Here is a 12,838-nt window from a genome sequence, read left to right as displayed (position 1 = left end):
AGGTGAAGGAAAGTAAAAATGGATGTGCCTTTTTCGATGCTAGTAATATCTTGAAATATTAAATAATAGGTACAAAAAAGGAGGCGTTAGCCTCCTTGATTTAGTGACTAATTAGATTAGCACTTTTTAAGATTTAGCGGACGTTTACATACTTGTACACTTCTTAAGTGTGAAAGCGTTTCTTCCGGCATACCTTTTGGTAATTCAATAGTAGAGTGGTCATCGTTTAAACGAATATCACCAATGAAGCGACTATTGATATTTGCTTCATTTGCAATTGCACCAACGATGTTTTTAACTTGAACACCATGCTCACGACCTACATCTAAACGGAACATTTCAAGTTCAACGTCAGTTGGACGTCCACGGCCACGAGGTTTATCTTCGCTACGTGCACGGTCATTACGGTCTGGGCGATCGCCACGAGGGCGCTCATTGCGATCGTTACGGTCACGACGAGGGCGGTCACCACGATCACTGCGTTCATTACGCTCATTGCTACGCGGCTCTACAAACTTTTCTTCAACCGGTTGTAATGGTTTTTCTTTTTGAGCCATCAATAACAATGCTGCACCAATATCAGATTCATCGATTTCAGTGTTGTTTTTAATTTGCTCAAACAAAGTGCGGAAGAAACTTAGATCTTCACTTTCACACGTTGTAAATAATGTTTTTTGGAAGTTATCAATACGTGTTTGTGTTACTTCATCACGTGTTGGTAAGTCCATAATGGTAATTGGTTGACGCGTAGCACGTTCAATCGCTTGTAATAAACGACGTTCGCGAGGTGCAGCAAATAAGATTGCTTTACCAGTACGGCCAGCACGACCAGTACGACCGATACGGTGAACATAAGATTCAGTATCTGTTGGGATATCGTAGTTAACTACTAGGCTGATACGTTCCACATCAAGACCACGTGCAGCAACGTCCGTTGCTACTAAGATATCTAAACCACCAGACTTAAGGCGTGCAATAGTACGCTCACGTGTTTGTTGGTTCATGTCGCCATTTAGTGCAGCACTGCGGTAACCGCGAGCTTCTAAACGTTCTGCTAATTCAACAGTTGCTGTTTTAGTACGAGCAAAGATGATCACGCCGTCAAAATCTTCAGTTTCTAACATACGTGTTAATGCATCTAGCTTGTTAACACCACGTACAATCCAACATTTTTGTTCAATGTTTGAAACCGTTGATGTTTTTGCTTTGATCTTAACTTCTATTGGGTTGTTCATGTAACGCTTAGTAATGCGTTTAATTTGATCCGGCATCGTTGCAGAGAAAAGCGCAGTTTGGTGCTTCTCTGGCATCTCTTTCATGATCGTTTCAACATCATCAATGAAACCCATACGTAACATTTCATCTGCTTCATCAAGTACTAATGTTTTTAGGTTTGATAAATCTAATGTTTTACGTTTTAAGTGATCCATAATACGACCAGGCGTACCAACAACAACGTGTGGACCACGTGTTAATTGCTTGAACTGGATGTTGTAGCTTTGACCACCGTAAATAGGCATAACGTGGAAACCACGCATGTGACGAGAATACGATTGAAATGCTTCTGCTACTTGAATCGCTAATTCACGTGTTGGCGCTAATACCAATACTTGTGGATGGTTTTTGCTGATATCAATGTTTGCTAATAAAGGCAGTGCAAATGCACCTGTTTTACCAGTACCTGTTTGTGCTAGACCTAATACGTCTAAACCATTTAATAGGTGTGGAATACATTGTGCTTGGATAGGAGATGGTGTTTCGTAACCCATTTCTGATACAACTTGCACTAATGCTTCTGGTAAGTTTAATTCTTTAAAGGTTGGTCCGACTGCTTGTTCTACTTGTTGGTTTTCTGACTCTGACATAGTGGCCTCATGAGTTTATAAAAATCTGTACATTGCTCGAATGTACGTTAAATTCAGCCTATTCCTACATCAGCCTAACAAGTTAGATGCTGTAAAACGTGTCCATTAATTTTCGCGAAATCAACCGCGTAGTAGGTTTACTCTGAATATTCTGCTTCGCGTTAGATGGATCCTTCTGCGAGGGAGGCGCATTCTACTGTATTTGTTTATAAAATGCCCGCTTTATTTTGACAAACCGCACGTTTTTTGTAAATTAACCGTGGTGATGGGGGAGAAACCCAATAATTGACTTGTGGTTTCTATATTTAGATGGTTGCTTGATTTTTATTTCATTTAATTACTTATCGCTAGGTTGTGAAGGTAAAAGCAATGCTAAACTACTTTTTTGATCGTTAAGAGTGATCACTGTAAATAGTCGAACATTTTATTGCTAAAACTACCCGCTTCTAGGTGGTTAATTTCGTAAAGGAAATATTTTTACGTTAATTAACTACTTAAGTCGAAGCGTTTTTCTGCGTAAACGTTAACGTCATATTTAGTGTTATACCAATCAGGATAAATAAATGACTAGATAATTACTTAGATTGATCTAACTGTTTGTATAGCGGTTAACTTTATTTGTATTGTGTAGTAAGGAGATATAGTGGCATTAACAACACATAAATTATCAGTATTACAGGGTGTGGGTTTATTAGTATCGGCGTTGTTAGGCTCTGGTGTTTTTATTATTCCTGCTATAGCGGCAAACGTTGCGGGTAGTTGGTCATTATTAGCTTGGGCGATAATGGGAATTCTAATTGTACCGATAGTATTTACATTTGCTCAATTAGGTAAATTATATCCTCATGCTGGCGGCACTGCTTATTATGTTCAGCAAGCCTTTGGAGAGCGAAGTGGTCGGCTAGTTAGTTGGTTATTCATCTGGGTAGTCGCATTGGGTACACCCGTGATCACGATGACCGCCGCTAACTTTTTACAGAATGCGTTAATAGCCTTGCATTTATTGACTAGCGGTACTGATTTTAGATTGTTGATTGCGATCGTTATGTTGCTACTTGTTTTGGTCATTAATCTCTTTGGCCTAAAAACTGCGGCTATTATTCAAACCGTGTTAAGTGTCCTGATTGTTAGCACTTTATTATTTGCTTCTATTGATAGCCAGTTACATCATTCTTTAACATTACCAGTTACTGAGTTTAACGTCGGCAACATTGCCTTCGCGGCCACTTTTATCCTGTGGTGTTTTTTAGGTATTGAAGCGATTACTCACATTGCCGATGACTTTGAGCATCCTCAACGAGATTTTCCCCTCACTATTTTTATTGGTATCACTATTGCTTTAGTGGTTTATGGGTTGATTAGTATTAGCTTGTTACAGACTGGGTTTTATGGCGGTCAGGAAAATAATTTAAATTCGGTGGTTCATCTAGTTGAGGCGAGTTTAGGTCATAAAGGTTATATATTAGTGAACTTAGCAGGATTTTGTACTTGCTTTATTTCAGTGAGTTTATATTTTGTTGGATTTTCTCGTTTATTACAAAGTATGGGTAAACAACAGCAAATACATGATGCTTTTACGCGTTTGAATCAACATCATGTTGCTTATGGCGGGTTAGCTTTTGCGGTAATGCTGTGTTTTGTCATGCTGCTTATCAGTTATTTTATTGATTTAGCGATTGATAACTTAATTGCTTATGCGAATGGATTGTTTATTTTAATTTATTTTGCTGCGGGATTGGCGGGTATTCAATTATTACCGGGTAAAAGTCGATGGATTGCAGTGGTCGCAAGCGTGACTTGCTTTGTTTTATTTCTAGGGTTGGGTAAAGAGATGTTGTTTGCAGTGATACTGATAACAATCTTAGGGGGATATTATACGGTTATCTATACATCAAATAACCGTATTAAAACAAGTTAGGCGTTACTTATAGAAAGAGTGATCGCCTTGAGCATGTTCAGTTACATCACGTACTGCATTAAGCTCACCTGAGAACTCTTCAAGTAATTCTTTTTCGATACCTTCTTTTAAGGTTAAATCTACTTGAGAACAACCATTACAGCCACCGCCAAATTCAATCACGGCAACATTATCGGCAGTGATTTCAATGAGCTTTATAAAACCGCCATGGCTTGCTAATTGTGGATTGATTTGTACCTGGATAACATATTCAACGCGCTCTAGTAATGGAGCGTCATCTTTCACTTTACGCATTTTTGCATTTGGTGCTTTCAGTGTTAGTTGCGTACCTGCATCTTCTTCAACTAGGTCTACAAATGCATCTTCAAGATAAGGTAAGCTAACTTCATCAACTAACGCATCAAAACTTTCAAAACTTAAACGTGTATCGCTAGCTTCAACTGCTTCCGGTGGGCAGTAAGATACACCACATTCTGCTTTAGGTGTGCCTGGGTTGATAACAAACACTCGGATGTTAGTGCCTTCTTTTTGTGGCGCTAGTAGTTTTGCAAAATGTGCTTGTGCAACTGGAGTAATTTCGATCATGTTCAACCTTTATGCTTGAGTAATTTACTAGGACATTATAGCGAGATTTGAATGCAATAATAAAGCAAAGAGTGAAATTGCAGCGAATAATAAAGTGAGGACTGGAATTAAGGTCATTATATCTCTATCGTTACTGACTATTACGCATTGATATTTATAGGTATTAACCTATTTACGTTAACTCAGTACGACAAATGCACCAGACATCAATTGTTTTTACATTCGCCGCTAATAAACACTGACATAAGCTATTTATGGTTGCGCCTGTAGTGACAACATCGTCAATAAGTACAATATTTTTCCCTTGAAAGTTTACCCCTGCTTCAGTCGTTAATGAAAAAGCATTGTTTAAATTATACTGACGCTGCTTTCTAGATAAACCTTCTTGTGCCGTCGTGGATTTATTACGGATAATCAATTGACCGCTGAGTGTTTGCTGGCAAAGTGTCAGCATCGGTAAGTGCTTAATTAACGCATCTTTAATTAACTGTGCTTGATTAAAGCCCCTGCTCCTATGTTTTTTGATGTGAAGCGGAACTGCAATAATATAATCAATACTTTGCAGTTGTTGTTGGTTATAGCGACTCTGTATTGAATGAGCCAGTAACAATCCTAGTAAATCAGCATATAATATTTGACCATTATATTTTAATTGCTTTATTAATTTCGGAAAGGGGGCTTGATAGCCAGCAATGGCATGTAATTGTTGAAAACTAAAGGGATGTTTTAAGCATTCACCACAATAGGCCTGTGAACTGTTTAGTCCACAACCACAATGTAAGCAACAAGGTCTCTCCGTTAATATTGCATCATAACAACACTGACAAATGAGTGACTGTTTGCTTGGTAGGTGACACAATAAACAATGGCTTGGTAAACAAGCTTCGAGTAATGTTTGGCTATGTTGATAAACGTAATGCAGAATATTTTTCAAATCACACCCTATTATTAAATGAGGTTACGGTGAGTATAGAACAGCAAAGTGACGATCAAGAGAATCAACAAAATAATCATCAAAGCAGCCTGCAAAATAAGCAACAAATAAGTGACTCAGAAATTGATTCGCCTTGTTATCAAACAATGGGGAAAGGAAAAAACCTAGTATTAATTCATGGTTGGGGTGTAAACAGTGCTATTTGGTTACTCATAGCAGAGCAACTAAGCCAGCATTATTGTGTACATTTAGTTGATTTACCTGGGTTTGGAAAACAGCCCGAAATTCCTGACTATTCGTTAGCTAGTATTGCACAGACTATTTTAAAAAAATTACCTGAACATGCCGTTTGGTGTGGGTGGTCTTTAGGTGGCTTGATTGCAACTTATGTTGCTCATCATCATCCGGATAGAGTTGAAAAGTTGATTCAGGTTTGTGCCGCGATAAAATTTGTTGAACAAGATAGTTGGTTAGGAGTAAAAAAAGTGGTTTTTGAGCGTTTTAAAGCAGGGGTAATTACACAGCCTCAAAAAACATTAAATCGATTTTTATCCTTACAGGCGATGGGCAGTGTGACCGTCAAAAATGATATCGCTACAATTAAAAATTTATTAGCGGAACAACCGCAACCCAAACAAAAAGCATTAATTGCAGGCTTGGACTTATTAAACAATGTCGATTTACGAGAATCATTTAGCCAATTAAGCATGCCATGTTTAAGTTTATTTGGTCAGTTGGATAGTTTGGTGCCGATTGCTAATATGCCTGAGTTAATTAAATTATACCCTGCTAATCAGCAAGTTATATTTGAACACTCCTCACATGCTCCATTTATTAGTGAGCCAGCACGTTTTCAGCGTGTCGTGATCGACTTTATTGAAGGTTAGCTATTCAATATAAGCTTTATTTTTGTATAAAAAATAGACATAATGGAAGTGTTACCATTGTTTAGGAGTTATTTATGGAAATAAATTCAGCATTTTCGTCAGGGTTGTATGGCTTGAATCAAGCATCACAGCAAATCACTGAATCTAGTGAAAAGATTGCCAATCAATCAGTCAATCCCGAAAGCACAGTAAATAGCAGTTACTCATCAGAGCCTGTGACGGTTGAAGTGATCAATATGAAGTTAGCTGAAATTCAAGCTCAAGCTTCTGCAAAAGTGATTACTACTGCTGATGAAATGGTTGGTTCACTAATTGATGTGTCTGTCTAACCTTAACCACTATGGTTAATGTAAATGTTCAACTTCCTCCTATCGTTGCGGCTCCTTTCCCACAAGCCGCAGAAACCTTACATCGTCAAAATCAATTACAAACAGCTATTCCAAAAACTGAAGAGACGCACGCTTATGCTAAAATGCGATCTCAACAAGAGCGAGAACAAGTCGCTCATCAATCTAGTCAAATTATCCAAAAAGAGCACCCAGACTCCAAACAACAAAGGCATTCAGGTGCTTTTAATCAAAGACGTGACTTTTTCTTCTCTAGTAAATTAAAGCTTTCGCATCGTGAAATGGATAAAGTATCCGTGAAACTAGAAGGGATCTCAGATTACAAACAGGTGATTTCAGTGATCCAAGCAAAATACAGTGATGCTGTTTCTCCCTTTCCAGAACCAACGGTAGATTATAATATTTAGCTGAGGTGATTGGAGAATGTTGGTATGAACAATCGAGCTATCTGTATAATAAGTACTTATAAGTTGTTGGATATGAAGTGAATTTGCTGTTTTTAAAAAATATAAAAATCATGCTTTTCCAATGTTATTTCTGCCTAAAATAATTCTAATCCAAAGCTGTTATCATGCAAAGTAATGCCATAAAGTCGCGCTAGTCTAAAATCATCAGAGATTATCTGAAATAATGTAGTAAATAACTGTTATTGGGGGAGAATACCAACTCCGCTTGCTAACAGAACAATCTTACTGGTTAAAAGGAACTATTTTTGCGTTAAAAATGCTGTAAAGAGAACAACTATTTACGGCAATTTTTGCCTTAAACTAGCTCCTTTTTATAGCGTAATATTTGAACATTAAATTAATGGAATTGGTATAAAACAGGCCGCATATTAATGCGGCCTGTTTTGTTGTTAATGCTTTCTCAAGTGAAAGATTAATCAACCTATTTAGTGAGCATGTCCACAGCCTTCAGCTGAATGGATATGACCATGTGAAATTTCTTCATCAGTTGCTGCACGCACAGAAACAACTTCACCTACAAATTGTAATGCCATACCTGCTAGAGGATGGTTCGCATCGATACTTACATTTTCTTCAGTGACGCCAGTTACTTCTACAGTACGAGGACCTTGCTCAGTTTCTGCTTGAAATGACATACCTACTTCAATTTCATCAACACCTTCAAATAAAGTACGAGGTACTTCTTGAACTAATTCTTCTTGAAAAGGGCCGTAAGCATCTTCAGCTTCTAATTTAACATCAAATTTGTAACCCACTTCTTTACCTTCTAATTCCTTTTCTAAACCAGGTACTAAATATTGTGCACCTTGAATAAACTCAAGTGGGCTACCGTTTTCAGTGCTATCAAGGGCATTACCGTCAACTTCTGCAACACCAAAGTGGATTGCAACTACTGAATTTTTTTCAATTTTCATTGTTATTTCTCTCTATTCTTTATCGGGTTCTGATGGATCAAAAACACCAATTATTTGTTCAAATTGACGTGTTGCTGATTTAGCCTGACTAGGCGTTTGTGTTTGTGTGTAATCACAAGCGACGCAAGTTAAAGTCTCAACTGCATTTTCCAGTGTCAAAGCAATACTGTCAATAGTCTTACATTGTGGGCATTCTGCTCCAGCGATGAAGCGTTTTTTATTTTTAGATACAGGCATATAAACATCACAAATAATAATAAGTACGTCATGATAAACAAATCGATGTTCATTTTCAGTAGTTATGGCTCAACTTTGTAAAGTTCGTTATCATCAGGGATTAATTTATCTGATCCCGACTGAGACCCTGAAATTATGATTGTTGCTACTAATATTGAATTCATCCGTGGCGGAAAAGCTTTACTTGAAAATGCCAGCGCGACAATCAACCCAAAACAGAAGGTTGGCCTAGTGGGGGCAAACGGTTGTGGTAAATCGAGTTTCTTTACTTTATTAAAACAAGAACACCAAGTTGATGCGGGTGAATTAGCGATTCCTCATCACTGGCGACTCGCCAGTGTGGCACAGGAAACACCAGCTTTAGATACCAATGCATTACAGTATGTGATTGATGGTGATCATCAGTTTCGCGCTCTACAAGCAAAGTTAAGGCAAGCAGAAGCGGAAGATAACGGCACCAAAATAGCTGAAATGCATATTTTACTAGATAATGCAGGCGGTTATACTATTGAGTCTCGTGCTGCAGAATTGTTAGCGGGTTTAGGGTTCAGTGAGCAAGCACAAGGCAGAGCCGTTAGTGATTTTTCTGGTGGTTGGCGTATGCGCTTAAATTTGGCACAAGCACTGCTTTGTCCATCTGACTTGCTATTACTCGATGAACCAACCAACCATCTTGACTTAGATGCAGTGATTTGGCTTGAAAAGTGGTTACATCAATATCAAGGTACATTAATACTTATTTCTCATGACCGAGATTTTATTGACAGTATTGTCGATAAAATTATTCACATTGAACAAAATAAATTATTTGAATATACCGGTAACTACACGAGTTTTGAGCGTCAACGTGCTGAAAAATTAACACAGCAACAATCCACCTACGAAAAACAACAAGCGCAAATGGATCATATGCAAAGCTATATTGATCGTTTTCGTTATAAAGCAAACAAAGCAAAGCAAGCACAAAGTCGTATCAAAGCACTCGAAAAAATGGAAACGCTCTTACCTGCGCATATCGATAATCAATTTAGTTTTTCATTTCGAGAGCCAGAAGCCTTACCAATGCCATTATTAACATTAGAAAAAGTCAGTGCGGGTTACGAAGACTTATTAATTCTTGATGAAATAAAATTAAACTTAGTGCCAGGGAGTCGTATCGGCTTATTAGGTCGTAATGGTGCAGGTAAATCAACTTTAGTGAAATTGCTTTCAAATCAACTTCAACCTAAGTCAGGTAAGATTGAGATAAACACCAATGCTAAAATTGGTTACTTTGCACAGCATCAATTAGAGTTTTTACATCTAGACGAAAGCCCGATGCAGCATTTATCGCGTTTAGCTCCTGATGAGAAAGAACTACCATTACGTAATTTCTTAGGTAGTTTTGGTTTTCAAGGAGATAAAGCCTTTGATATTGTAGCTCCGTTTTCTGGCGGAGAGAAAGCGCGTTTAGTTTTAGCGTTATTAGTGTGGCAAAAACCAAATTTATTATTACTCGATGAACCAACCAACCATCTTGATTTAGAAATGCGTCATGCTTTGACTGTCGCATTACAAGCCTTTGAAGGTGCGATGGTTGTGGTCTCGCATGATAGACATTTACTACGTACTACAATTGATGACCTTTATTTAGTGCACGATAAAAAAGTGGAACCCTTTGCTGGTGATTTAGATGATTATCATCAATGGTTGTCAGACCAACAACGTATTGAGAAACAAGCTGCTCAAGGCGTAGATAAAGTGGCCTCGGTGAGTGCTAATCGTAAAGATCAAAAAAGATTAGAGGCTGAATTTCGTAAAAAATTAACACCTTTTAAAAAGCAATTAACGGATTCGGAAAAGAAAATGGATAAATATTCCGGGCGTTTAGCTGAGATTGAAGAGCTGCTAAGTGATAGTTCGCTTTATGAGCAAGAAAATAAAAAACAATTAACGGATCTGTTAAAAGAGCAAGGCGAAGTAAAAGAGCAATTGGAAGAAACTGAAATGTTATGGATGGAAGCACAGGAGCAAATTGAAACCCTGCAATCTGAATTCGAAGCTTGAGTTTTGGATGTAGCTTAGCCATACTCTGTGCGCAATGATTCACCAATACATGAAATAAGAAGGGATTAAAATGAGTTTTGAAGCAAATGAATATTTCGATGGTAACGTTAAATCAATCGCATTCCAAAGCGAAACATTACCTGCAACAGTAGGTGTGATGGAAGTTGGTGAATACACATTTGGTACTAGTGCCTATGAATACATGACAGTAGTAAGTGGTAGCCTAACAGTACGTTTAGCAGATACAACTGAATGGAAAACTTATAAAGCAGGTGAAACATTTGAAGTAGAAGCAAATTCAAGCTTTGATGTTAAAGTTGTTGTGCAAACTGCTTATCTTTGTTTATACAAAGCATAACGTCTACATTAGAACAATAAACTGAATTAATAGGCGCTAAGGCCTTTCATGTAAGTGAAAGGCCTTAAAATATGAGTTTTACTATTATTACAGTAGATAAAAACGCACTATTTATAGTTATATTAGTATTTATAGATAATAAAGTTTAGATATTAAGTGCAATATAATACAAATAACTATCACTTTTTAACCTCAAATCATCATCATTTGCATGAAAAACACACTCTTTGTTGTTTAATTAGCCACTCAGTCACTTTATTGCAAATAATCATAATAAAACGCTTGCTTACCTTTTCAAGATCCCTATAATGCGCATCCACAGACACGGGACGGAACGCAAGTTACCCACCGAGTTTGAGAATAGTTTTTAACGTATTAACGCTTCGTAGTTCGCTTCGAAATTAAGTTAAATTAAAACGTTGACAATGTTCGAAAGGCGCGTAATATACGCCGCCTAGCCGAAAGGCACGCTCTTTAACAATTTAATCAAACAATCTGTGTGAGCACTTGTTGTTGATGTGATTTCAAAAAAATCAAAAATGTAATTCTTCTGCTTGCAGAAAGTTACAGCCTTTCTTGTAAAGGCAACATCAATAATAGTGACACACGAAATAATTCATTATTTCAGAATAATAAATTGTTAGTTTCTTATATTTATATAAGTGATTAGCAGTAAGTTTTAGTCAGTAGTATTGAGTCGCAACTTAGGTTGCAAATTAAACTTTAAATTGAAGAGTTTGATCATGGCTCAGATTGAACGCTGGCGGCAGGCTTAACACATGCAAGTCGAACGGTAACAGAGAATAGCTTGCTATTTTGCTGACGAGTGGCGGACGGGTGAGTAATGCTTGGGAATATGCCTTATGGTGGGGGACAACAGTTGGAAACGACTGCTAATACCGCATAACATCTCCGGATCAAAGTGGGGGACCTTCGGGCCTCACGCCATAAGAGTAGCCCAAGTGGGATTAGCTAGTTGGTAAGGTAATGGCTTACCAAGGCGACGATCCCTAGTTGGTCTTAGAGGATGACCAGCCACACTGGAACTGAGACACGGTCCAGACTCCTACGGGAGGCAGCAGTGGGGAATATTGCACAATGGGCGCAAGCCTGATGCAGCCATGCCGCGTGTGTGAAGAAGGCTTTCGGGTTGTAAAGCACTTTCAGCGAGGAGGAAAGGTTGTACTTTAATAGAGTGCAGCTGTGACGTTACTCGCAGAAGAAGCACCGGCTAACTCCGTGCCAGCAGCCGCGGTAATACGGAGGGTGCGAGCGTTAATCGGAATTACTGGGCGTAAAGCGCGCGTAGGTGGTTAATTAAGTCAGATGTGAAATCCCAGGGCTCAACCTTGGAACTGCATTTGAAACTGGTTGACTAGAGTTTTGTAGAGGGTGGTAGAATTTCAGGTGTAGCGGTGAAATGCGTAGAGATCTGAAGGAATACCAGTGGCGAAGGCGGCCACCTGGACAAAGACTGACACTGAGGCGCGAAGGCGTGGGGAGCAAACGGGATTAGATACCCCGGTAGTCCACGCAGTAAACGATGTCTATTAGAATTTTGTGGCTATATGCCGTGGGATTCAAAGCTAACGCATTAAATAGACCGCCTGGGGAGTACGGCCGCAAGGTTAAAACTCAAATGAATTGACGGGGGCCCGCACAAGCGGTGGAGCATGTGGTTTAATTCGATGCAACGCGAAGAACCTTACCATCCCTTGACATCCAGAGAATCTGTTAGAGATAGTAGAGTGCCTTCGGGAACTCTGAGACAGGTGCTGCATGGCTGTCGTCAGCTCGTGTTGTGAAATGTTGGGTTAAGTCCCGCAACGAGCGCAACCCTTATCCTTATTTGCCAGCGGGTTATGCCGGGAACTCTAGGGACACTGCCGGTGATAAACCGGAGGAAGGTGGGGACGACGTCAAGTCATCATGGCCCTTACGGGATGGGCTACACACGTGCTACAATGGCAAATACAAAGGGCTGCTCACCAGCGATGGTATGCGAATCTCCTAAAGTTTGTCGTAGTCCGGATCGGAGTCTGCAACTCGACTCCGTGAAGTTGGAATCGCTAGTAATCGTGGATCAGAATGCCACGGTGAATACGTTCCCGGGCCTTGTACACACCGCCCGTCACACCATGGGAGTGGGCTGCACCAGAAGTCATTAGCTTAACCCTTCGGGGATGGCGATGACCACGGTGTGGTTCATGACTGGGGTGAAGTCGTAACAAGGTAGCCCTAGGGGAACCTGGGGCTGGATCACCTCCTTACGTAAAGAAA

11 protein-coding genes and 1 rRNA gene are annotated in these 12,838 nt (G+C 39.1%); 7 read left to right on the top strand and 5 right to left on the bottom strand.

The genetic code is table 11. The features are described from left to right. Window positions 1-116 precede the first annotated feature (116 nt). Window positions 117-1,865, bottom strand: a complete 1,749-nt coding sequence (locus tag H5084_RS10135; protein WP_028868075.1) for a DEAD/DEAH box helicase — start codon at window positions 1,863-1,865, stop codon at window positions 117-119. Between the two features lie 643 nt (window positions 1,866-2,508). Here H5084_RS10135 and yjeH point away from each other — a divergent pair. Continuing rightward, a complete protein-coding gene (gene yjeH / locus H5084_RS10130) occupies window positions 2,509-3,783 on the top strand; it encodes an L-methionine/branched-chain amino acid transporter (protein WP_182690365.1) in 1,275 nt (424 codons plus the stop codon). A 3-nt stretch (window positions 3,784-3,786) separates the two neighbouring features. Here yjeH and nfuA read toward each other — a convergent pair whose 3' ends face one another. Together nfuA and H5084_RS10120 are read right to left on the bottom strand one after the other, a co-directional pair. Then, window positions 3,787-4,368 carry a Fe-S biogenesis protein NfuA gene (gene nfuA, locus H5084_RS10125; protein ID WP_028868073.1) on the bottom strand — a complete coding sequence of 194 codons (582 nt, stop codon included), beginning with the start codon at window positions 4,366-4,368 and terminating at the stop codon, window positions 3,787-3,789. A gap of 172 nt (window positions 4,369-4,540) precedes the next feature. Next, window positions 4,541-5,302, bottom strand: coding sequence for a ComF family protein (locus tag H5084_RS10120; protein ID WP_259396742.1), 762 nt, complete (start codon window positions 5,300-5,302; stop codon window positions 4,541-4,543). A 29-nt stretch (window positions 5,303-5,331) separates the two neighbouring features. On the opposite strand from H5084_RS10120, the gene bioH reads away from it, so the two are divergent. The 3 genes from bioH (at window position 5,332) to H5084_RS10105 (ending at window position 6,943) form a co-directional block, all read left to right on the top strand. Next, window positions 5,332-6,189, top strand: coding sequence for a pimeloyl-ACP methyl ester esterase BioH (gene bioH / locus H5084_RS10115; protein ID WP_245600376.1), 858 nt, complete (start codon window positions 5,332-5,334; stop codon window positions 6,187-6,189). Window positions 6,190-6,263: 74 nt separating this feature from the next. Further along, window positions 6,264-6,518: a hypothetical protein gene (locus H5084_RS10110; RefSeq protein WP_028868070.1), complete on the top strand. Its 255-nt coding sequence runs from the start codon at window positions 6,264-6,266 to the stop codon at window positions 6,516-6,518. 11 nt (window positions 6,519-6,529) lie between these two features. After that, a complete protein-coding gene (locus H5084_RS10105; RefSeq protein ID WP_028868069.1) occupies window positions 6,530-6,943 on the top strand; it encodes a hypothetical protein in 414 nt (137 codons plus the stop codon). Window positions 6,944-7,428: 485 nt separating this feature from the next. Here H5084_RS10105 and H5084_RS10100 read toward each other — a convergent pair whose 3' ends face one another. Continuing rightward, window positions 7,429-7,917 carry a peptidylprolyl isomerase gene (locus tag H5084_RS10100; RefSeq protein ID WP_028868068.1) on the bottom strand — a complete coding sequence of 163 codons (489 nt, stop codon included), beginning with the start codon at window positions 7,915-7,917 and terminating at the stop codon, window positions 7,429-7,431. A 12-nt stretch (window positions 7,918-7,929) separates the two neighbouring features. Next, a complete protein-coding gene (locus H5084_RS10095; protein WP_028868067.1) occupies window positions 7,930-8,154 on the bottom strand; it encodes a YheV family putative zinc ribbon protein in 225 nt (74 codons plus the stop codon). 135 nt (window positions 8,155-8,289) lie between these two features. Here H5084_RS10095 and H5084_RS10090 point away from each other — a divergent pair, with 135 nt between their 5' ends. From H5084_RS10090 to H5084_RS10080, 3 genes are all read left to right on the top strand, one after another. Further along, the gene (locus H5084_RS10090) at window positions 8,290-10,200 is read left to right on the top strand and encodes an ABC transporter ATP-binding protein (protein ID WP_028868066.1); all 1,911 of its coding nucleotides are present in this window, start codon (window positions 8,290-8,292) and stop codon (window positions 10,198-10,200) included. A gap of 70 nt (window positions 10,201-10,270) precedes the next feature. Further along, window positions 10,271-10,558 (top strand): pyrimidine/purine nucleoside phosphorylase, encoded by a 288-nt coding sequence (locus H5084_RS10085; protein ID WP_028868065.1) that lies wholly within the window; start codon window positions 10,271-10,273, stop codon window positions 10,556-10,558. A 725-nt stretch (window positions 10,559-11,283) separates the two neighbouring features. Beyond that, window positions 11,284-12,828, top strand: a 16S ribosomal RNA gene (locus H5084_RS10080). The last annotated feature ends 10 nt before the right edge of the window (window positions 12,829-12,838 follow it).

It is taken from the genome of Psychromonas sp. SR45-3 (assembly GCF_014163575.1).
Classification (GTDB): domain Bacteria; phylum Pseudomonadota; class Gammaproteobacteria; order Enterobacterales; family Psychromonadaceae; genus Psychromonas; species Psychromonas arctica.
This window is presented reverse-complemented; position numbering and strand designations above follow the sequence as displayed.